This window comes from Bordetella sp. H567, from assembly GCF_001704295.1.
In the GTDB taxonomy this organism is placed as follows: Bacteria; Pseudomonadota; Gammaproteobacteria; order Burkholderiales; family Burkholderiaceae_B; genus Bordetella_C.
Genome location: NZ_CP012334.1, coordinates 1,584,153 through 1,603,630 on the forward strand (window position 1 = coordinate 1,584,153; position 19,478 = coordinate 1,603,630).

Sequence of the window (19,478 nt, forward strand, 5' to 3'; positions counted from 1 at the left end):
ATGGCGCATCACGAACTGACCATGCCCATCACCGAGGCGCAGGCGCGGCAGCTGCGCGTGAACGATACCGTCACCCTGCAGCGCACGCTGTACGGCATCCGTGATGCCACGCAAATCCATATGTTCGACAAGGGCCGCAAGACGCGGATGGACTTGAACGGACACGCGGTCATCCATACCGCGCCCAACGTGCGCAAGGTGCCCGTCAGCGACGCGCATCCCGCCGGCTACGAGTCCGTGTGCATCGGCACCACCACGTCGGACCGCATGGAGCGCTTCACGCGGCCGCTGATGGACCAGTACGGCGTACGGCTGATCATCGGCAAGGGCGGGCTGCGCCAGGGATCGCAGGAGGCCTTTCGCGATCTGGGGGGCGCCTACCTGGCCATCATCGGCGGCACGGCGGCGCTGGAAACCACGTGGATCGAGCAGATCGAGGACGTCGACCTGGACGACCTCAACCCGGAATCGCTGTGGCGCTTCCGCATCCGGGATTTCGGTCCCTTGCTGGTCGCGATGGACAGCCACGGCGGCAGCCTGTACGACGCGGTCCGGCAGGATACCGCCGACCGCCGCGCGGCGGTCCTGGCCAGCCTGGGAGTGACGGCGCCATGAGCCCCTCCCAGCCGATCAAGCGCCTGAAAACCGACATCCTGATCCTGGGCTCGGGCGGCGCGGGACTGTTCGCCGCGCTGCATGCGCACCGCCGCGATCCGGACTTGTCCATCACGGTGGCGGTCAAGGGCCTGCTGGGCAAGTGCGGCTGCACGCGCATGGTCCAGGGCGGCTACAACGTGGCCCTGGCCCCGGGCGATTCGGTGGAGCGCCATTTCATGGACACCATCGAAGGCAGCAAGTGGCTGGCCAACCAGGACCTGGCGTGGACGCTGGTCAGCACCGCCATCGAGCGTATCCATGAACTGGAAAACGAGCTGGGCTGCTTCTTCGATCGCAACCCGGACGGCACGGTGCACCAGAAGGCCTTCGCCGGCCAGACCTTCGACCGTACGGTGCACAAGGGCGATCTGACCGGCATCGAAATCATCAACCGCTTGTCCGAACAGGTCTGGCGGCGCGGGATCGGCCGGCTGGAGGAACATCGCGCGCTGGCCTTGATCCGCACCGCGGACGGTCAGGCGCTGGCCGGCGTGCTGATGATCGATGTGCGCACCGGCGAATTCGTCTTCGTGCAGGCGCGCGCGGTGCTGCTGGCCACGGGCGGCGGGCCGACGATGTACAAGTACCACACGCCGTCCGGCGACAAGAGTTGCGACGGGCTGGCGATGGCCCTGGCCGCGGGGCTGCCCTTGCGCGATATGGAGATGGTGCAGTTCCACCCGACGGGCCTGCTCGCGGGCACGGACACCCGGATGACCGGCACCGTGCTGGAAGAAGGGCTGCGGGGGGCCGGCGGCTACCTGCTGAACGGCGATAAGGAGCGCTTCATGCAGCGCTACGATGCGCGCGGCGAGCGGGCCACGCGGGATATCGTGTCGCGCGGGATTTATGCGGAGATGCGCGAGGGCAGGACCTCGCCGAATGGCGGCGTCTATATCCAGATGCATCATCTCGGCGTGGACGCGGTGCGCCGGCAGTTCAAGGGCATGGTGGAACGCTGCGCGGATTGCGGTTTCGACCTGGCCGGCGGCCTGGTGGAGGTCGTTCCCACCGCGCATTACATGATGGGGGGCGTCGTATTCCAGCCGGATTGCCGGACGGCGTTGCGCGGCCTGTTCGCCGCGGGCGAGGACACCGGCGGCGTGCATGGCGCGAACCGGCTGGGCGGCAACGGCGTGGCGAACTCCACGGTATTCGGCGGTATCGCCGGCGACAGCATGGCCGAGTGGGTGCGCCGCGAGGGCAGCTGGCAGACGCCGGACGAACAGGCGATCTCGGCGGCCATCGACGACGCCATGGCGCCTTTCGCGCGGCCGTCCGAAGGACTGCACCCGATCCGCGAAGCCTTGTATGACTGCATGTGGGCGGATGTCGGCATCATGCGCGACCAGGCGGGCCTGCTGCGGGCGCGCGATACGCTGGCCGGCCTGCGCGACCGCTTGTCGCGGGCGGGCCTGGCGAGCGCCGACCGTGCCTTCAACCTCACCTGGCACGATTGGCTGAACCTGCGCAGCCTGATCGCCGTCAGCCAGGTCATCACCGAGGCCGCGCTGGCGCGCGAGGATTCGCGCGGGGCGCACTTCCGGGAGGACTTCCCGCAGGCAGGCGATCTAGGCAGTTCGGCCTACACGGTGGTGCGCTGGGACGATGGCGCCATCCGTATCGCGCGTGAGCCCGTGCACTTCACCCGGGTCGCGCCGGGGCAAAGCCTGCTGCAGGACGCCGCCTGAGGGCCGCCACGCCGGTTCCGGATCGCCGCGGCCTGCGCGCGCCTCCGGAACCGAGCGGGCCCGCCCGGGCGGGCCGCATCCCATCTGGCGAGTCCGCTCATCCCCGTATCGATTTGACGAGCAGGCTCACGCTGCCCACGATCAGGATGGTCCACAGCAGGCGCGAGATATACGCGGCCGGCACGCGGTGCCGCAGCCAGGAGCCGGCACGGATGCCCACCAGGCAGCAAGGCACCAGCCACACCATCAAGGCCAGCACGGCGGGTTGCAGCAGCAGCCCCGTGACGGCGAACATCACCAGGCGGGTCAGGCCGGTCAGCATGATGAGCGTGCTGACGGTCGCGCGCAGCGCGTTGCGGTCTTCCAGCCGTCCGGCCAGATAGATGGTGTAAAGCGGCCCGCCCGTCCCGAACATGGCGGTGAAGCCGCCGCCGCTCAGCCCCAGCGGGATGGCCCAGCGCGGACCCAGCTGGCGAAAGGTATCGCCGCCGCGCAGCCGCCACAGCGAATACATCAGTACCCCCACGGCCAGCAGTATCAGCAGCGGCCGCTCGGGTACGTACATCAGCAGGCCCAGGCCCGTCAGCATGCCCAGCAGCATCCAGGGCACGATGCGCCGCAGCTCCGTCATCTGCACATTGCTGCGGCTGGTGGCGCCGAGCAGCATCCCGGAAATCATGTCGCAGATCAGCATGACCGGTACGGCGCGATGCAGGGGCATGACCTGCGTCAGCAGCGGCATGGCGACGATCGCCGATCCGAAGCCCGTCATGCCGAATATGGTATAGCCGCCCGTGAGGGCGAGCCCGGCGACCAGCAGCGCGTCGACGTCGATGCCGGTGGCTGCCGCCCCAAGGTGTGATGCCAGAAAATCCCACATATCGCGGACCCCTGGCGGCTCAGGCCTGCGCCGGGCGCGATACGTTGGGCGCGGGCACGCCCTCGATCATGATGTTCAGGCAGGCCGGCAACGCGCAGCGATGCGCTTCGTCGATGGCGGCGGCAAGCTGCAGGGGATCGGTGACCTGCCGGCCGAAACCGCCGAATGCGGCGGTGACGGCGTCGTAGCGCGCCGGCAGCAGTTCGCAGCCGATCAGGCGGTCCTTGCCGTAGTCGCGCAGCTGGATCTGGTATTCCGCGTTCCAGCGCGCATCGTTGCCCACCACGGCGATGAAGGGCAGCTTGTAGCGCACGGCGGTATCGATTTCCGCCGTATGGAAGCCGAAGGTGCCGTCGCCCATCACGGTGACGACGGGCGCGTCGGGACGCGCCAGCCGCGCCGCCAGGGCGAAGGGCAGGGCCGCGCCTATGGACCCCGCCACGCCGTTGATGACGCGGTTGGGCGCGTGCAGGCAGGCCTGGGCCCATTGGCCGATTTCGCCGCCGTCGGCGATGAAGACCGAATCGGGATGGCTGTCCAGCAGCTTCTGCAGCGGGGCCAGCGCTTGCACGGGATGCATGCGGCCCGCCAGCGTGGAGCTGGCGGTCTGCCACGCCGGCGGCCGATAGGCGATGGCGTCGCGCACATCGCGCGTCCACGCATCATGCCTGTCCGAACCGGCCGCGGTGGCCTGCAGCAGGGCCTCGAGCGCGCAAGCCGCATCGGCCAGCGCACATTCCGCCAGGCGCGCGCCCACCACGCGTCGCGTGCGTTCGAATTCCGCGGCTTCCGCGTCGACCTGCAGGAAAAGGCAGTCCGCCGCGATGGCCGGCGCCTGGCCGAACTTCAGGGTAAAGTCCAGCCGCTTGCCCAGCAGCAGGATGCAATCCGCCTGCGCGAGCATCTGCGCGAAGGCGCCCAGGCTGGGATCGCCGATGCCGCGCGGGCTTTCCATGCCGACCACCGGGATGCCGCACGCGGATTCTAGTTCGCGGGCCCGCGCCAGCGTCCGCCCCCTCATCGCGGCGGGGCCGGTCAGGATCAGCGGGCGTTTGGCGGCCTGCAGGCGGCGGATCAGCGATGCGGCGGTCTCGGCATCGAGTGCCTGGGGAACGGCCTCGAACGATTGCGGGGCGTCGGCCTGTGCGCTGCATGCCGTTTCCAGCGCATCGGTCGGCAGCCCCAGGCTGACCGGGCCGGGGCGGCCGGCGCGCGCCATGCGGATGGCCTGGCCGACCTGTTGCGCCATGCCGTCCGCGCCGGCCACCGTGCCCGACCACTTGGTCAGCGGCTCGGCGACGTCCGCCTGGCGCATTTCCTGGAAGGCGCCCATGCCCAGCTGATTGTTCGGTGCATGGCCGGACAGCAGCAGTACGGGGGACTCCGCCATGGCGGCGGTGTACAGCGCCGACACCGCGTTGGCATGGCCAGGTCCGCCGGTGACCATGGCCACGCCCACTTCGCCGGTCAGGCGCGCCCACGCGTCCGCCATGTGCACGGCCGCGCCCTCATGGCGCACGTGGATCAGATCGATATCGGCGTCGATGCAGGCGTCGAACACCGGCATGATGTGGTTGCCCGACAGCGTGAAGATGCGTTTGACGCCGGCGCTGGCCAAGGTCTGCACGAGCGCGTCGGCGCCGTTGCGGGATCGGGTCATGATGCGGTGTTCCTCCTGTCGTCGGCCCGCGCCGGTGGCGCAGGCCTGGTGCATATCGGCATACGCGTGTGGCGTCTGCCTGGTTTGTATCGGCGGCTGCGCGTGGCGTCCGCCAGCCTTATTTGATCTGTATATCCAGCTTCTTTCCCAGGTCGCGAAAGAGAAGATACTGCTCCTGGGCAAACCGCGTGGTGGCGGCCGGCGCCATCACGTTGGGGATGGAACCGATATTCTGCACGCCGGCGAGCCAGTTGGGGTCTTTCGCGACCCGTTGCAGCACGTCCGCCCATTGCCGCACGAGCGGGGCCGGCATGCCCGGCGGCCCATACAGGGCACTCCAGCCGCTGATGTGCTCCAGCTGGGGATAGCCAGTTTCCTTGGCCGTCGGCACGTCGGGCAGTTCCGGCAGGCGCTGTGCGGTGGTGGTCACCAAGGCGCGCAGCCGCCCGGCCTTGACGTTGCCGATCAGCGCCGTGACGTTGTTGCAGCTGAACTGGACTTCCTTGGACAGCACGGCGGCGGTGGCTTCGCCGCCGCCCTTGTAGACGATCTGGGCGGCGGCCTGCGGCGGCAGGCCGGCGGCGTCCAGCAGTATCTGCGTGGCCAGGTTCAGTACGGTCGCCGGGCCGGACGTGCTGTAGTTCAGCTTGCCAGGTTGCGTGCGGATGGCGTCCACCAGATCGCGCAGCGTGCGGTACGGTGCATCGCCGTTGACCACGCACACCATGGGATTGAGATCCAGCAGGCCCAGCGGCGTGAAGTCGTTCCATTGGTACTTCAGGTCGGATTGCAGCGCGGGCAGGATGGCCTGCGAGCCCACGCGCGCCAGCAGCAGCGTATAGCCGTCCGGGGCGGCCTCGCGCACGAACATCGATCCGATCGCGCCATTCGCGCCGCCCTTGTTCAGCACCACCATGGGCTGGGGCAGCATGGCCTGCACCGCCTTGGCCAGGTTGCGCGCCGCCAGGTCGGCATCGCCGCCCGCGCTGAAGGGCACCACGATGGTCATGGGGTGGTCCGGATAGCGGGCGTCCGCCGCTGCCGCGCAGGCCGGCAGCGTACAGGCCAGGATGGCGGCCGTGTGCCGTGCGGCGGCGGTGGTCCTGGCCAGCGGCGCGTGGGCCAGTGGACAGGCGCGCCGCCGCAGCCAGGTGTACGCGCGCATGGCGCTCGATGCGATGCGTTTCATGGGGTCTCCTCCGGTGGCGCGTCACCCGCCGCGCGCGTCCTGCGCCACGCTGTCATGGATGTCGTTGTGGTTATGCGGGCCGGAGTCGCCGTTGCCGCCTGGCATGGCCCGCCCCATTGTTCTATGGGGCATCTATAAAGTAAAAGCTAATAATTCTTCCGTTGAGCAAAAGTAAGGCTTGTCGTCATGGCGCTCCTTCGATGCGCGCGCCGGCCCCGGCCTTCCGCGGCGTCCCAGGCGCGCGGGCCTACCCCTTGATTGCCATGTCCTCCATACGAACCTTGAAAACCTTCCTTGCCGTCGCGCGCCACGGTACGTTCGCGGCCGCCGGCAAGGAAATCGGGCTGACGCCGGCGGCCGTCGGCCTGCAGATACGTGCCTTGGAAGAAAGCCTGAATTGCCAGCTTTTCGATCGCAGCGCCCGCGCGGCGGTACTGAACCCGGCCGGCCGCGCGCTTGTGCCGGAGATTTCCGACATCGTGCGGCGCTACGAGTCGCTGGGCGCGGAAGCCGGCGGCGACGGCATGTTTGGAACCATGGTGGTGGGCGCGCTGGTGTCGGCCCTGATGGGATCCTTTGCCGATGCCTTGTGGACCGTGCGGCAGCGCTACCCGCGCCTGGACGTGCGCCTGTTCGCGGGGTTGTCCAGCGATTTCGCGCTGCGCGTCGAACGCGGCGAGCTGGATGCGGCCATCGTCACGCAGCCGCCGCATCCGCTGTCCTCCAACCTGCTGTGGACTCCGCTGTACACGGAACCCATGATCCTGATCGTGCCGCGCGAACCGCATTTCGCCCTGCCGGCCAAGGTGGACCGTGTGCTGGCGGAATCGCCCTTTCTACGCTTCGAGCGCAATACCTGGACCGGCATCCTGGTGCAGGAGGTCCTGGACCGGGTGGACGCGCAGGTGCGCGAAAGCATGGAATTGAATTCGGTGGAGGCCATCATCGAGTTGGTGCGCCATGGCTTCGGCGTATCCATCGTGCCACGCCTGGCCAATGTGACCTGGGCAGAAGACCGTGCCTTGCGCGTGATTCCCTTGCCGGGCGTCGAGGTGCATCGCCGGGTGGGCCTGCTGGAGCGCGCCCGCCACAGCCGCACCGCCTTCACGGACGCCATCAAGGAATACTTCAGCCAGGTGTCCGGGCAAGCGAGCGGCAAGGGCAAGGCGGCCGCGCGCGCTCCACATTCCGCCCGCCGCCGAGCCGCGCCGCTGAAACGCCGAGCCAAGAGTTGAGCCCGCCGGCTTTCTGATATAGTTGCGGGCTTTCCTGCGGCGACAGGGCGTTTCTTCTCGAAAGAGACGCCGCTGAAGCGCAGGGGATTCAAGGCCAAGCCCTCCGGGCTTGAAGAGAAAGAAAAGCGTGCTATAATCTTTCTCCTTTACTGAAGCGTTGCGCGGATCCTTGCCAAACGGCGAATTCCAGCAAAACTTCAGCAGCAGTACCAAAGCGCCCGTAGCTCAGTTGGATAGAGTACTTGGCTACGAACCAAGGGGTCGTGGGTTCGAATCCTGCCGGGCGCGCCAATATTCACTGTTTGTTCTCAAGCAGTTAGAAGCGGTTTGAAGGCTTACTCCTTCAAGCCGCTTTTTTATTTCCCGGGACTTTTTGGGAACTTGCTGCATGCGAATTGTGCGCATGACTGCCAGCAGGTTGATTGACTGGTGGGCAGTACACCTACATTCCGACTATCGATATTCTGCGCGGCTTGTTCGGCGCCCGTTAGTTTCCGTGCGCCTATGCGGTCGGAATCGTGCCCCCGTCAATCACGTACTCCGTTCCCGTGATGGAAGCAGCACGTGGGGAGGCTAGGAATGCGATGAGATTTGCCACCTCTATGGGCTTTGATGGCCGTCCCAGCGGAATGCCTCCTAGCGAATCCATGATGATCTTCTTGCCGCCTTCGTAGTCTGTGCCCGCCTGCGTGGCAAGCCGCTCGGCCAGAGCCACCGACGCCTCTGTCTCGATCCACCCCGGCGCTACCCGGACGACACGAATGCCCTTCGGTGAAACTTCCTTTGACAGACTCTTGCTATACGTAGAGAGTGCGGCCTTCGCCGCCGCATACGCGGTGGTCGATTCCGGCAAGGGAAGCTCGCGCTGGATCGAGGTGACATGAATGACAACGCCGGCGCTTTGCGCCAGCATGACGGGTAAAAGCGCACGATCCAGTCGAACAGCAGGCAGCAGATTGAGATTCAGTTCATGCTGCCACTCGTCTTCGTCCAGCGCGGCGAAGCCTCCGCCGGGTGCCGTCGAACCGCCCACGACGTGGACGATGATGTCAACGCCGCCGAAGTTGGCCAGGACTGCCTGCGCCACGGTGTCGCAGCCCTCGATGGTCGTCAGGTCGGCAGCTACAAAAATGTCTGCCGACGTGTTGGCTGGTTGCTTTCGTGCCGTGGTGAGCACCTTCGCACCGAGTTCGCGGAACAGGCCGACAACAGCCTTGCCGACGCCCTTGGTGCCTGCGGTCACCAGGACGCGCTTGCCGTGCAATTCGAAGTTCATGGACATCACTCGATCCTCAGTGACTGGATCTTGTCGGCCACCAGACTAAAAACATGGTCGAGCTGCACCGGGCTACCAGGGAAGCTGCCAACGACATTGGTCTTCACCTCAAAGTAGATAGAAATGGAATATGGCAGAGAGAGAGACATAGTTGCGTACTCCTGTGGTTTGCTGTACATCCATTTTGGTCATAGACTATGGATTCATCAAGAACGCACAAAAAAGTAAGCTACTGAGTTATGAGCAAGGTATACACCCCGGCAACCGCCGCAAACGGCGTAGAAGAAGTGCTTCGGCTGCTAGAAGGTCGATGGAAGCTGATCATCCTTTTCCATCTGTTTGATGGAAAAGTGCAGCGCTATTCGGACTTCGAGAAACTGATCCCCGGGATCTCTCAGAAGATGCTGGCTCAGCAGCTTCGGCAGTTGGAGGCTGACGGGATCGTGTCTCGAAAGCTGTATCCGCAGGTGCCCCCCAAGGTCGAGTACCGCCTAACGGAGTGGGGGCAAGCCTTGTGTCCTGCCTTGGATGCAATGCTGAAATGGGCGGAAAAGCGAGATTCCTCGCTTGAAAATAAAGTCCCGGACGAAGCCCCGAGTGCCTGACGGCTTTAGCTAATCGAGATTCCTCGATTGCACCCGACTTCCCAAGACACCCCACCTCCACGCACAGTCGCGGCGATCTGCTGCCCCAGCCGCGGTTCGATCACGGGTTTCCACGGGACGGACATGGCAGGCTTGCTCATAGGTGTTCTTCGGGAATTGAGGGTGATGGCCCAGGACGGCGGCAGGGCGAGAAGGTGACTCGCTTGCCGATAGGCCAACTTACGGGGAGGTGTCGTGGGTTCGAATCCTGCCGGGCGCGCCAGAATTTCTTGCAGTACCGATCAAAAAGCGGTTCAGGGTTCATCCCTGAACCGTTTTTTTTCTAGCGCGTTCCGGCCGTCCGCAGAAATTCAACAATATCGGATGCCGGCAACGGCCGCGAGAACAAATACCCCTGTGCTTCGTCGAAGCCTTCGGCATGGATAACATCCAACTGCGCCTGCGTTTCCACGCCTTCCACCGTGGTGGTAATCCCCAGGCTGCGTCCGATGCCCGCGACCGCGCGCACGATGGCCAGGGATTCCCGGCCGTCCGGCAGATCGCTGATGAAGCCGCGGTCCACCTTGATCTTGTCGAATGGGAAGGTACGCAGATAGCCCAGCGACGAATAGCCGGTGCCGAAGTCGTCCATCGCGAACGTCACCCCCAGCCGCCGGATCTCCTGCAGGATACGCAGGTTCGTATCGCTCTCGTCTAGCATCACCGATTCCGTGATTTCCAGCTGCAGCCGGCTGGCGGCCAGCCCTGAGGCGCCGAGGGCGGCGGAAACCGTGCGCACCAGATCGCCTTTCTTGAACTGCAAGCTCGATAGGTTGACCGCGACGCCGATGTCGCCCGGCCAGGCTGCCGCTTCGCGGCACGCCGTGTACAAGACCCATTCTCCGATCGGAATGATCAGCCCGCTTTCCTCGGCCAGGGGAATGAACTCCGCCGGCGAAATCATGCCCTTGACGGGGTGGCGCCACCGAATCAGCGCCTCGCAGCAGGTGACCTTGTTCGATGCCAGTTCGATCTGCGGCTGGAAGTACAGTTCCAGCTCGCGACGCTCGATGGCGCCCTTCAGCGCGACCTTGAGCTCCTGCCCGGCCTGGACGCTCGCGTCCATGCTGTCCACATATCGTCGATACGTGCTTCGTCCGCCGGATTTCGCGCGATAAAGCGCGACATCGGCGGCCCGGATCAACTGGTCCGCGGTGTTGCCGCCCTCGGGCGCGAAAGCAATCCCCACGCTGGCGCCGATGGTGACCGACAGTCCTTCCAGGTCGAAAGGCTCGTCCAGCGTGCGGATGATCTGCTCGGCCAAGCGGTCGGCCTCGTCGCGGTGCGCGACGGCGGGCTGTATGAGAACGAATTCGTCGCCGCCCAACCGGGCGAGGGTGCCGGCTTCGCCGGCAAATGCACGCAAGCGGTCCGCGACCCGTCGCAACAACAAGTCCCCGACGGGGTGGCCGTAGGCGTCGTTGACGGACTTGAAGCCGTCCAGGTCCAGTATCAGGATCGCCAACAGCGTGTCGGGCTTCATGTCGGCCAGCGCCCATTCCAGCCGCTCCCGGGTAAGGACCCGGTTCGGCAGGTTGGTCAGGGCATCGTGCCGGGACATGTGCACGATCTGGGTTTGGGCCTGGAAACGCTCCTGCTCCGCTCTGCGGCGGTCGGATATGTCGCGGAAGAATATCGAAAGTCCTTCTTCCGTGGGGGCGGCCTGGACCTCCAGCCATATGCCCAGGCTTGCCAGATATTCCTCGAACGTGATGGACTCCCGCGTCGCCACGGCTTTCCTGTACTGCGCGGCAAACGCGCCGTCCACTTCCTCCGGATACAGATGCCAAATGCTCTGGCCGATCGCCTCGTCCCCCAGGCCGAGCAGCCGCCGCGCCTTGGTATTCATGTAGGTCAGCCGCCAGTCGTGGTCCACCACCCAAACGCAATCCAGCGTGCTCTCCAGGACGGACGCAAGCCGGTCCGCGGCCTTCTCGGCCGCGCGCAGTGCCGACTCGGTCACATCGCGGGCGGCCTGCGCTTCGGTGATATCGCGCCAGATGGTCAGGATACGGACCACCTTGCCCTCCTTGTCCACGACAGGCGAGGCGATCACGTCCATGCAGCGGACCTTCCCGTCATGCGCCGTGATGGTCAGCTCGAACCTGGCGCGCTTGCCCGCTCGCGCGCGGGAAAACGCTGCCTGTATCGCCGGGGCATGCTCGGGCGCCACCACGCGTTCCCATCGCGCCTCGCCCGGGTCCGCGTCCTCCGACAAACCGAAGATCTCCCGTCCAGCCGGATTCATCAGCAGCGGTTTCTCGGTCAGGTCCAGGAGACGGACGCAATCGGGGCTGCTTTCGAACATGCTGCGGATAAGCGCCTCGCCTTCCCGCAGGACCCGCTCGGCTTCCCGCAGCTGCGTCACATCCGTGATCATGGCGATCAGGAAGCGGCGAAGCTGGTCGACGTCGGGCAGCACGACGCAATGCTTGTGCGTGACCAGGGTCCTGCTGCCTTGCGGCGATGTGATGGTTTCCTCGAAAACACGTTCCTCGCCGGTCGCGAACACCGAGCGATCGACCGCGACGACGGCGTCGGCCTCCTCGCGCGGCAGGAAGTCGTGGTCCGTTTTTCCGATGACCTCCGCCAGGGGACGCCGCAGCATCGTACAGGCCGGCGGATTCAGATAGACGAAGCGAAACTGCTCATCCTTGACGATGACGGGATGCCGGAATCCCGCGAAGATGGCGTTCAATATTCCCGGCGCGCTAACCCGCCAGTCCGGCTGGTTCGTAGGTATAGCGACAGACATCCCATGCTCCCGATGTATGCAGGGCCGCCCTGCGTTTGGCGGCGTTCTGGTCCTGCTCTATTGCGCCTATGATTTCGACGTCTGGCAATACTATGCGATTTGAAAAGGACCGGCGCCGCTTGCCGCATGCGCAGGAATCGCGCCGCACGCGGAATTGACGCACCCAAGCCACAACATGGACAGGAGACAAGCATGACTGCCGAGACCTGGTCGGACCGGACGATACTGATAACGGGCGCCGCGGGCGGCATCGGCGCGGCCTGCGCGCGCCAGCTGGATGCGTTGGGGGTTTCGGTGATCCTGGTGGACCGCGACGAAGCCGCGCTGAGGCGCGTGGCCGCGACGCTGCGTCCGGACGGCGCGCACCGCGCGCTCGCCGCGGACCTGAGCGAGCCCGGGGCCTGCCGCCAGCTTTTCGATACGACCGGTGAACTGTATGGGGTGGTCCACATGGCCGGTATCTACCAGGCGGACGACCTGACGCCGGAAAGCCGCGCGGTGTGGGACCGCACCATGTCGGTGAACCTGGATATGGCCTTCGACCTGGCCAGCGCGGCAGCGCCGCGCTTGCGCGCCCCGGACGGGCGCGCCGCGCGCATCGTGATGGCCGCCTCGCTGGCCTATCGGCGAGGCTCCTTCGACCATCTGGCGTATTCCGCGTCCAAGGGCGGCATCGCGGGACTGACGCGCGCGCTGTCGCGCCGATTGGCCCCGGACGTGCTGGTCAATGCCGTGGCCCCGGGCATCATCGATACGGCCATGCCCGCCGGGCTGATCGCAGCGCGCGGCGACGCACTGCGGCGCGAGATCCCGCTGGGCCGCTGGGGCAGTGCCGATGAAGTCGCCGGCACGATCGTGTTCCTGTGCAGCGATGCGGCAAGCTACATCACGGGCCAGATCATCAACATCGACGGCGGCATGGTCAACGGCTGAAGCGCACCCCCTCGGGGTGACCACTCCCGCCCGCTTCGCCACCAACGGCATGCCCCGCAAGGGAGGGCGCGGCTGCGTAGCGTCTCCTCGGGTAAACCCCAGGTCAATAATATTGACCGATTGTATGACGCGTTTTAGTCTGTGCCTGGGCCGTCCCCGCGCGTGCGCCGGTACGGTCCTGGGCCCTTACCCCGTCATCACCGGGGAATACTCGCGACGCGATGGCCATGTCGGCATCGCCTGATCCCGCCGAGTCCCGGCGGAATTTTTTTGTCGGATTTGTCGTCAGACAATCCGTCAATCACATCGATAAGGAGGACGCAGCCCCATGGTCTCGATCGCCCAAGCCGCGCCGGCGACGCTCGCCGACGATTCCACCGAGCAGAAACGCAAGAACGCCATCAAGGGCGCGTTCTTCTCGGAGTTCATCGACATGTTCGACATCTATCTGCCCGTGGTGGTGCTGGCCCCCGTGCTGTTCTATTTCCAGCCGCGCGGCATCGCGCCGGAAACCGAGACCTTGCTGGCGTCGCTGGTGTTCATCACCACGCTGCTGGGCCGTCCCATCGGCGCCTTGATATTCGGCATGGTGGCCGACCGTATCGGACGCCGCAAGGCATCGATCTGGTCGGTCTCGGGTTTTGGCGTGGTCACGCTGTTGATCGGCTTGCTGCCCGGCTATGACAGCATCGGCATCGCGTCTTATCTACTGCTGGTGGCGCTGCGGTTCGTCGACGGCATTTTCCTGGGCGGCGGCTATACCGGCGCGATGCCGCTGGCCATCGAATACTCGCACAAGTCGCAGCGCGGCTTCGTCGGGGGCCTGATCCTGGCCGGGTTTCCGGCGGCCTATGTCTGCATCAACCTGGTGGCGATGCTGATGTTCGCGCTGTTTCCACTGGCCGGCGCACAGTCGCCGTATGCGCAGGTGGGCTGGCGCATTCCGTTCCTGATCGGCGCGGGCCTGGCCGGCGTGCTGGCCTGGTACTACATCCACAAGGTTGCCGAATCGGAGATCTGGCAGACTGAGGTGCAGAAAGAGGGCGGCCGCGCCGCCGTCGCCAAGGAAAAACTTCCGCTGATGGACCTGGTGCGCGGACGCAGCGGACGCAACCTGCTGCAGGTACTGCTGCTGATGACCGGCTTTTGGCTGACCCAGAACCTGATCACCATCTATATGCCCACGGGCCTGCTGTCCGGTACCCTGCACTTGAATGCCTTCGATACCTCCGCCACCCTGCTGGTGTGTTATGCGGCGCTTTTCTTCAGCTATATCGGTTCCGGCATGCTGGGCCAGCACATCGGGCGCCGGCGCTTCTTCATCCTGGCGGGGCCCTTGATCGCTACCGTCGGGGCGGCGCTGTTCTACGCGCTGTCGCGCGCGGACGGCATGCCGCTGCCCGTGATCATGCTGCTGGTCGTGCTGCTGTCGGTACTGGTGACCTCGCCGTGGGGCGTGATCGTCACCTACATCAACGAACGGTTCGTCACCGATGTGCGCGCGACAGGCTTCGGCGTGGGGTTTAGCCTGTCCGTGATCATTCCCTCGTTCTATGCCTTCTATATGAACGGGCTGGCCAGGTTCATGCCCATGCGGGCGGCGCCGGTGGCATTGCTGGTGATCGGGGGCGTGATCGGCACGATCGGCGCCATGATGGGTCCGGAGACCCGTGACGTGGACTTCTGAGGATAGCGGCCATGCGCAAGGACAAGGCAGGTTTCATTGGATTGGGCAATATGGGCGGCCGCATGACGCGGCGGCTGGTGCAGGCGGGCATCGCGGTCATCGGCTTCGATACCGATTCGTCGCGCGCGGCCGCCTGCGGCGCGGACGCCGCCGGCAGCGTGCGCGACGTCGTGGCCGGGGCCGACGTGGTGCTGATGTCGCTGCCGGACAGCCATGTCGTCGAGGCCGTGGTCGAAGGCCCCGACGGCGTGCTGGCGCATTGCCGCGCCGGACAGGTCGTCGTGGACCTGAGCACGGCGGCGGCAAGCTCCACCATGCGGCTGCACAAGCTGTTCCGCGACAAAGGCGTCCATTACATCGACGCCGGCATTTCGGGCGGCGCGGCGGCGGCCGAGAAAGGCACGCTGACACTGATGATAGGCGGCGACGCCGATGCGGTGGAATCGGTGCGCTGGGTCTTCGCGCCCTTCAGCGCCAAGGCGCTGCACATGGGCGCCAGCGGCGCCGGGCACACCACCAAGCTGCTGAACAACTTCCTGAACGCGGTCAGTCTGGCCGCCACCGCGGAAGTCATGGTGGCGGGCAAGAAGGCCGGCCTGGACCTGCACCAACTGCTGGATGTATTGAACAGCAGCAGCGGGGTGAACTTCGCCACGCAGAATCGCTTTCCCTACATCGTCGACGGCAATTACCTGGAAGGCGGCCTGACGAACAAGCTCATGACCAAGGACGTGGTCCTGTACGTGGACCTGGCGCGCGAGCTGGGCGTGGCGACGCTCAACGCCGCGGGGCCCATGTCCTGCTTCGGGCTGGCGACCGCGCTGGGCTATGGCGACAAGATCAGCAATCGGGTGGTCGATGCGATCGGCGATGTGTCGGGCGGCGTAAGGCTCAAGGACTAGAGGGGACGAACCATGGATCTGACCGAACGGCAGCGGAATCTGAAGGACGCCTTCGTGCGTCTGCGCGGCGCCTGGGGCCCGGAATGGGAAAGCATCCTGCGTCTGGACCCGGGCTTCTTCGAGGCCTACCTGAACCTGGCGGCAGTGCCCTGGCAGAAGAACCACCTGGAAGACAAGGTCAAGGAGTTCATCCATATCGCCGCCGATGCGGCGGCCACGCATCTTTACCGGCCGGGGATCCGGACGCATATCGAGGCCGCCATCCGCCACGGCGCCACGCGCGAGGAACTGATGGAGGTCCTGGAGCTGACGAGCACCATCGGCATCCACGCCGCCAATGTGGGCGTGCCGCTCCTGCTGGAGGTCCTCCGGGAAGAGGGCCTGCGGGGCGGTCCGGCGCCGCTGGACGCCCGGCGGGAGGCATTGAAGCAGGACTTCCGCAAGCACCGCGGCTATTGGCACGAAACCTTCGAAGGGCTGCTGGAGCTGGATCCGGAGTTCTTCCAGGCCTATCTGGATTTTTCGGCCGTGCCATGGCGCACCGGCGTGCTGGCCCCGAAGGTCAAGGAACTCATCTACTGCGCCTTCGACGCTTCGGCCACGCACCTGTACCTGCCGGGGCTGAAGCTGCACATGCGCAACGCCATCGGCTATGGCGCCACGCCGCACGAAATCATGGAGATGCTGGAGATCGTCAGCACCCTGGGCATCCATGGTGCCGCCGTGGCGGTTCCTATCCTGGAAGAGGCGTGGGCCGCGCGGGGCGCCTAGGGTGCGGCTGGGCCCGTTTGCATCATGCACCGTACCCCGGCCCGCGCGGCGGTGTCACGGCGCGGACAACGACTCTGCCACGATGAGCAGGTTCTCCGGCGCCACCCGTATGATGCCGCCGCGCGGGCTGTCGACGTCGGCGATGAGCATGAACGACAAGGCGACGACCATGGGCATGATCACCAGGAAGCGGCTGCGGGATGCGGCGCTGCGCGAGCCGTAGCCGACCAGTACGTTGCCCAGCAGGCCGATCACGATCATCAAGTACCACGCGGCCGGCGGGATGCGGTTGGACCATTCGGCCTACGTGTAGCCCTGTCGGTTGATGACATCGTTCATGCCCGATACCGCGAGCGCGTTGACGGCGTTGGGCTGCGCCGCGACGCCGGCACGCACGGCGTGCCACATCCGGGCCTGCAGTTTTTCGCTGGCCCGGTTGATCGCGTCCAGCGTGTCCTTGTCGCGCACCTGGTAGTACCTGATGCGCAGCTCCAGGTATTTGGCCAGCAGCGCGCGCAAGGCTGCCGCCTCGTCGGTGGGCAGCAGGTCCGCCCGGAGCAGCTGCGTGCCGATCGCGTTGGCTTCCTCTTCCTCGTAGTTCTTGCGCTGGTCATAGCGGCTGACGGCCATCGAAAGATTGAACCCGATGACCAATGCCAGCAGCGTCAGCGTGGCGGACTGCACCACGCTGAAGTCCTCTCGCGCGTCGTTGCCCAGGAGGCGGCTGCGCCGCAAGAGCAGAACACCGCCCAGGCGGCAAGGGACATCGCCACAAGGCAAACGATGAAAAACAGCACTGGACGACTGATGACTTCTGCCATTCATGACTCTCCGGTGGGATCCCGGCGCCGATCTGCGCGGGCGCAGATGACCTATATGCGAGGGACGCGCACGCGGAGCGTACTGAATGAATACAAAATGTATCTACTGCTGCGGCGGCACGTGCAATACCGCGACTTTGCCGGCCAGAGCGGGGGTGGGCGGCGGATAGCGGAGGAGCACCTGGGGGTCGTGTCCGGGCACGATGTGGGCATGGCTGTCGGCCAGCGCTTCCAGCCGGCGGTGTCCTTCCAGCATGTCCCCGACGTTGAACACGGCGGGGAAGGGGCGGCCTTCCTCCATATTGCGGTAGTAGTGCGAGGCATCGGATGCCAGCACGACCCAACCCCGCGCCGTATGCACCCGCACCACCTGCAGGCCCTTGGTATGGCCGCCGACGTGGTGCACCGTGAGCCCGGGCGCGATCTCGGCATCCCCGTCATGGAAGCGGACGCGGCCCGCGTAGACCTGTTCGACCATCTGCAGTACGTCGCGCAGGTTGAAGGCTTCGGCGATGCAGCGGTGCGCCATGTACCGGCCCGTGGCGTACTCCATCTCGCGGTCCTGCAGATGGAAAACGGCATTGGGATAGGCCGCCAGATTGCCGACGTGGTCATAGTGCATGTGCGTGACGATCAGGTCGCGCACGGCGTCGACATCCACGTTCATCAACTTCATCGCGTCGCGCATGGGGTGAATCAGCTTGCGGCCGCGGGCGCGCGCTTCCTCGGCATCGAAGCCGGCGTCCACGACCCACACGCGCGAAGCGTCGCGGATCAGCCAGACGAAATAATCCATGGGCATGGGCCCGTTGTGAGGGTCCCCGCCCAGGAAATTGGCGCTGGCCGTGCGTTGATGTTCGCCGTACTTGATGGCAAAGACTTCGTACTCGGGAAGCATGGCGGGTCTCCTCCGTCCGGGATGCGGGATGGCCGATCATAGGCAATGTATTACAGTCAGTCAATAATACAATTCAACCCGCCGAGAAGCGCTATCATGCGTCCGCGGTTCCAACCCTCAACAGGAGATGTACGGATGATCGTCGAAATGCGTGTCTATCACTGCGCCCCCGGCCGGCTGCCGGCCCTGCATGAGCGTTTCACCACTATCACGCTAGGGTTCTTCGAAAAGTACGGGATCGAACAGATCGGCTTCTGGACCACCCTGGCCGGCCCGAGCAACCAGGCGCTGACTTATCTGCTGAAGTGGGAAAGCCTCGCCGAGCGCGAGCAAAAGTGGAATGCCTTCCAGTCGGATCCGGAGTGGATACGGCAGCGCAATGCGACCGAAGCCGAGAAGATCATCGTGGAAAGGGTGGAGAACCAGTTCCTGGCACCGACGGCCTACTCGGCATTGCGCTAGGGCCCGGCCACGCCATGTCTGGCATGGCGCTTGCAGCCTGGTCGGGTTCACTCTGGGGAGATGCAACATGGACTCAGGTCGCGATGGGCGCATGGTCAGGCATGGCGGCAGTTTTTACCATTTCCGCACCGTGGAGCAGGCGGCCGGGTTCTACCGCGGACTGCAGGAAGGCAAAAGCGTCGAATCGTGCAGGCAGCGCTGGCGTCCCAACCTGGTCCGCGTGGCCGTGGGCACCGCACCGGGCAGCGAGCGGCCGGCAAGGCCCGAGCGCGACGCCACGCCGCGGCGCTAGGGGCTACTTCACCGCCACCAGGACCGGCTGTTCCTGGTAAAGGCCGGGGAACAACTGCTTCAGGTTGGCGATCTTGGGCAGGTCGTTGAAGACGATGTACGGATAGCGCGGGTTGTTCACCAGAAAGTTCTGGTGATAGGCCTCGGCGGGATAGAAGCCCTTCAGGTCTTCCAGCGTCGTGACGATGGGCTTGCCATACACGCCGGCCTTGCCGAGTTGCGCGATATAGGCCTGCGCCACCTGGCGCTGCATCTCGTTGGCGGCGAAGATGGTCGAGCGGTACTGCGTTCCGGTATCGGGACCCTGCCGGTTCAGCTGCGTGGGGTCGTGGGCGACCGAGAAATACACTTGCAGCAGCTTGCCGTAGCTGATCAGGCGAGGGTCGTAGGTGACTTGTACCGACTCCGCGTGACCCGTATCGCCGTCGCTGACCTGCTCGTAATGCGCCGTGCCGGCCTTGCCGCCGGCGTAGCCGGACACGGCCTGGGTCACGCCGCGCACGTGCTGGAAAACGCCCTGCACGCCCCAGAAACAGCCGCCGGCGAAGACGGCGGTCTCGGTGGCCGCCGCCGTTGCCGGCTCGTCCAGCGCGGGGGCCGGAAGGGTGACGGCATCTTCGGCGGCAGCGGCCGGGGCATGGCCGGCCAACAAGGCCGCCGCGATGGCGGCGCCGGCGGCCAGGGCCAGGAAAGGCCATCTGGCCAGGGAACGGGTGGCAAGCATCA

20 protein-coding genes, 1 tRNA gene and 1 pseudogene are annotated in these 19,478 nt (G+C 65.6%); 11 read left to right on the top strand and 11 right to left on the bottom strand.

Going from position 1 to position 19,478, the window contains the following annotated elements:
• Together AKI39_RS07200 and AKI39_RS07205 are read left to right on the top strand one after the other, a co-directional pair.
• Window positions 1–615 carry a fumarate hydratase C-terminal domain-containing protein gene (locus AKI39_RS07200; RefSeq protein ID WP_066634061.1) on the top strand — a complete coding sequence of 205 codons (615 nt, stop codon included), beginning with the start codon at window positions 1–3 and terminating at the stop codon, window positions 613–615.
• Complete coding sequence (locus AKI39_RS07205) at window positions 612–2,348, top strand: L-aspartate oxidase (protein WP_066634062.1); 1,737 nt, start codon at window positions 612–614, stop codon at window positions 2,346–2,348. Before AKI39_RS07200 ends, AKI39_RS07205 begins: the two co-directional genes overlap by 4 nt.
• A 97-nt stretch (window positions 2,349–2,445) precedes the next feature.
• Here AKI39_RS07205 and AKI39_RS07210 read toward each other — a convergent pair whose 3' ends face one another.
• From AKI39_RS07210 to AKI39_RS07220, 3 genes are all read right to left on the bottom strand, one after another.
• Window positions 2,446–3,228, bottom strand: coding sequence for a sulfite exporter TauE/SafE family protein (locus tag AKI39_RS07210; RefSeq protein ID WP_083228680.1), 783 nt, complete (start codon window positions 3,226–3,228; stop codon window positions 2,446–2,448).
• A 19-nt stretch (window positions 3,229–3,247) separates the two neighbouring features.
• Window positions 3,248–4,888 (bottom strand): thiamine pyrophosphate-binding protein, encoded by a 1,641-nt coding sequence (locus AKI39_RS07215; protein ID WP_066642401.1) that lies wholly within the window; start codon window positions 4,886–4,888, stop codon window positions 3,248–3,250.
• Window positions 4,889–5,006: 118 nt separating this feature from the next.
• Window positions 5,007–6,077 (bottom strand): tripartite tricarboxylate transporter substrate binding protein, encoded by a 1,071-nt coding sequence (locus tag AKI39_RS07220; RefSeq protein ID WP_235610766.1) that lies wholly within the window; start codon window positions 6,075–6,077, stop codon window positions 5,007–5,009.
• A gap of 263 nt (window positions 6,078–6,340) precedes the next feature.
• Here AKI39_RS07220 and AKI39_RS07225 point away from each other — a divergent pair, with 263 nt between their 5' ends.
• The gene (locus AKI39_RS07225; protein WP_066642405.1) at window positions 6,341–7,312 is read left to right on the top strand and encodes a LysR substrate-binding domain-containing protein; all 972 of its coding nucleotides are present in this window, start codon (window positions 6,341–6,343) and stop codon (window positions 7,310–7,312) included.
• A gap of 214 nt (window positions 7,313–7,526) precedes the next feature.
• Window positions 7,527–7,603: transfer RNA gene (locus tag AKI39_RS07230), tRNA-Arg, on the top strand.
• 211 nt (window positions 7,604–7,814) lie between these two features.
• On the opposite strand, the gene AKI39_RS07235 is transcribed toward AKI39_RS07230, so the two are convergent.
• Both AKI39_RS07235 and AKI39_RS25990 read right to left on the bottom strand, forming a co-directional pair.
• A complete protein-coding gene (locus AKI39_RS07235) occupies window positions 7,815–8,594 on the bottom strand; it encodes an SDR family oxidoreductase (protein WP_066634064.1) in 780 nt (259 codons plus the stop codon).
• Complete coding sequence (locus AKI39_RS25990; RefSeq protein ID WP_235610767.1) at window positions 8,594–8,737, bottom strand: hypothetical protein; 144 nt, start codon at window positions 8,735–8,737, stop codon at window positions 8,594–8,596. Before AKI39_RS25990 ends, AKI39_RS07235 begins: the two co-directional genes overlap by 1 nt.
• Before the next feature lie 90 nt (window positions 8,738–8,827).
• On the opposite strand from AKI39_RS25990, the gene AKI39_RS07240 reads away from it, so the two are divergent.
• Window positions 8,828–9,193, top strand: coding sequence for a winged helix-turn-helix transcriptional regulator (locus AKI39_RS07240; RefSeq protein WP_066634066.1), 366 nt, complete (start codon window positions 8,828–8,830; stop codon window positions 9,191–9,193).
• 5 nt (window positions 9,194–9,198) lie between these two features.
• Here AKI39_RS07240 and AKI39_RS25445 read toward each other — a convergent pair.
• Together AKI39_RS25445 and AKI39_RS07245 are read right to left on the bottom strand one after the other, a co-directional pair.
• Window positions 9,199–9,312 (bottom strand): annotated as a pseudogene (locus AKI39_RS25445) (DUF3363 domain-containing protein); the annotation flags it as partial.
• A 203-nt stretch (window positions 9,313–9,515) separates the two neighbouring features.
• Window positions 9,516–11,987, bottom strand: a complete 2,472-nt coding sequence (locus AKI39_RS07245; protein ID WP_066634068.1) for a sensor domain-containing protein — start codon at window positions 11,985–11,987, stop codon at window positions 9,516–9,518.
• 192 nt (window positions 11,988–12,179) lie between these two features.
• Here AKI39_RS07245 and AKI39_RS07250 point away from each other — a divergent pair, with 192 nt between their 5' ends.
• From AKI39_RS07250 to AKI39_RS07265, 4 genes are all read left to right on the top strand, one after another.
• On the top strand, window positions 12,180–12,920 hold the full coding sequence (locus AKI39_RS07250) for an SDR family NAD(P)-dependent oxidoreductase (protein ID WP_066634070.1): 741 nt from the start codon (window positions 12,180–12,182) through the stop codon (window positions 12,918–12,920).
• Between the two features lie 328 nt (window positions 12,921–13,248).
• Window positions 13,249–14,607, top strand: coding sequence for an MFS transporter (locus AKI39_RS07255; RefSeq protein ID WP_066634074.1), 1,359 nt, complete (start codon window positions 13,249–13,251; stop codon window positions 14,605–14,607).
• A gap of 11 nt (window positions 14,608–14,618) precedes the next feature.
• On the top strand, window positions 14,619–15,509 hold the full coding sequence (locus AKI39_RS07260; RefSeq protein ID WP_066634076.1) for an NAD(P)-dependent oxidoreductase: 891 nt from the start codon (window positions 14,619–14,621) through the stop codon (window positions 15,507–15,509).
• Window positions 15,510–15,521: 12 nt separating this feature from the next.
• Window positions 15,522–16,280, top strand: a complete 759-nt coding sequence (locus AKI39_RS07265; RefSeq protein ID WP_066634078.1) for a carboxymuconolactone decarboxylase family protein — start codon at window positions 15,522–15,524, stop codon at window positions 16,278–16,280.
• A 54-nt stretch (window positions 16,281–16,334) separates the two neighbouring features.
• Here AKI39_RS07265 and AKI39_RS26210 read toward each other — a convergent pair whose 3' ends face one another.
• The 3 genes from AKI39_RS26210 to AKI39_RS07275 form a co-directional block, all read right to left on the bottom strand.
• The gene (locus tag AKI39_RS26210; protein WP_338012423.1) at window positions 16,335–16,544 is read right to left on the bottom strand and encodes a hypothetical protein; all 210 of its coding nucleotides are present in this window, start codon (window positions 16,542–16,544) and stop codon (window positions 16,335–16,337) included.
• Window positions 16,545–16,583: 39 nt separating this feature from the next.
• Entirely contained in the window at window positions 16,584–17,015 is a 432-nt protein-coding gene (locus tag AKI39_RS26215; protein WP_083228683.1) for a hypothetical protein, read from the bottom strand.
• 189 nt (window positions 17,016–17,204) lie between these two features.
• Window positions 17,205–17,999, bottom strand: a complete 795-nt coding sequence (locus AKI39_RS07275) for an N-acyl homoserine lactonase family protein (protein WP_066634080.1) — start codon at window positions 17,997–17,999, stop codon at window positions 17,205–17,207.
• A gap of 135 nt (window positions 18,000–18,134) precedes the next feature.
• Here AKI39_RS07275 and AKI39_RS07280 point away from each other — a divergent pair, with 135 nt between their 5' ends.
• Together AKI39_RS07280 and AKI39_RS07285 are read left to right on the top strand one after the other, a co-directional pair.
• A complete protein-coding gene (locus tag AKI39_RS07280) occupies window positions 18,135–18,461 on the top strand; it encodes an NIPSNAP family protein (RefSeq protein ID WP_066634082.1) in 327 nt (108 codons plus the stop codon).
• 67 nt (window positions 18,462–18,528) lie between these two features.
• Window positions 18,529–18,753, top strand: coding sequence for a hypothetical protein (locus AKI39_RS07285; RefSeq protein ID WP_145925216.1), 225 nt, complete (start codon window positions 18,529–18,531; stop codon window positions 18,751–18,753).
• A gap of 3 nt (window positions 18,754–18,756) precedes the next feature.
• Here the strand turns inward: AKI39_RS07285 and msrA are convergent, their stop codons facing one another.
• Window positions 18,757–19,476, bottom strand: a complete 720-nt coding sequence (gene msrA / locus AKI39_RS07290; protein ID WP_066642406.1) for a peptide-methionine (S)-S-oxide reductase MsrA — start codon at window positions 19,474–19,476, stop codon at window positions 18,757–18,759.
• Window positions 19,477–19,478: the final 2 nt, after the last annotated feature.

Excerpts from the sequence above, each read along its gene's own strand:
- AKI39_RS07200 (WP_066634061.1), top strand. The coding sequence starts at position 1 with ATGGCGCATCACGAACTGACCATGCCCATCACCGAGGCGCAGGCGCGG.
- AKI39_RS07205 (WP_066634062.1), top strand. The coding sequence starts at position 612 with ATGAGCCCCTCCCAGCCGATCAAGCGCCTGAAAACCGACATCCTGATC.
- AKI39_RS07210 (WP_083228680.1), bottom strand. The coding sequence starts at position 3,228 with ATGTGGGATTTTCTGGCATCACACCTTGGGGCGGCAGCCACCGGCATC.
- AKI39_RS07215 (WP_066642401.1), bottom strand. The coding sequence starts at position 4,888 with ATGACCCGATCCCGCAACGGCGCCGACGCGCTCGTGCAGACCTTGGCC.
- AKI39_RS07220 (WP_235610766.1), bottom strand. The coding sequence starts at position 6,077 with ATGAAACGCATCGCATCGAGCGCCATGCGCGCGTACACCTGGCTGCGG.
- AKI39_RS07225 (WP_066642405.1), top strand. The coding sequence starts at position 6,341 with ATGTCCTCCATACGAACCTTGAAAACCTTCCTTGCCGTCGCGCGCCAC.
- AKI39_RS07235 (WP_066634064.1), bottom strand. The coding sequence starts at position 8,594 with ATGTCCATGAACTTCGAATTGCACGGCAAGCGCGTCCTGGTGACCGCA.
- AKI39_RS25990 (WP_235610767.1), bottom strand. The coding sequence starts at position 8,737 with ATGTCTCTCTCTCTGCCATATTCCATTTCTATCTACTTTGAGGTGAAG.
- AKI39_RS07240 (WP_066634066.1), top strand. The coding sequence starts at position 8,828 with ATGAGCAAGGTATACACCCCGGCAACCGCCGCAAACGGCGTAGAAGAA.
- AKI39_RS07245 (WP_066634068.1), bottom strand. The coding sequence starts at position 11,987 with ATGTCTGTCGCTATACCTACGAACCAGCCGGACTGGCGGGTTAGCGCG.
- AKI39_RS07250 (WP_066634070.1), top strand. The coding sequence starts at position 12,180 with ATGACTGCCGAGACCTGGTCGGACCGGACGATACTGATAACGGGCGCC.
- AKI39_RS07255 (WP_066634074.1), top strand. The coding sequence starts at position 13,249 with ATGGTCTCGATCGCCCAAGCCGCGCCGGCGACGCTCGCCGACGATTCC.
- AKI39_RS07260 (WP_066634076.1), top strand. The coding sequence starts at position 14,619 with ATGCGCAAGGACAAGGCAGGTTTCATTGGATTGGGCAATATGGGCGGC.
- AKI39_RS07265 (WP_066634078.1), top strand. The coding sequence starts at position 15,522 with ATGGATCTGACCGAACGGCAGCGGAATCTGAAGGACGCCTTCGTGCGT.
- AKI39_RS07275 (WP_066634080.1), bottom strand. The coding sequence starts at position 17,999 with ATGCTTCCCGAGTACGAAGTCTTTGCCATCAAGTACGGCGAACATCAA.
- AKI39_RS07280 (WP_066634082.1), top strand. The coding sequence starts at position 18,135 with ATGATCGTCGAAATGCGTGTCTATCACTGCGCCCCCGGCCGGCTGCCG.
- AKI39_RS07285 (WP_145925216.1), top strand. The coding sequence starts at position 18,529 with ATGGACTCAGGTCGCGATGGGCGCATGGTCAGGCATGGCGGCAGTTTT.
- msrA (WP_066642406.1), bottom strand. The coding sequence starts at position 19,476 with ATGCTTGCCACCCGTTCCCTGGCCAGATGGCCTTTCCTGGCCCTGGCC.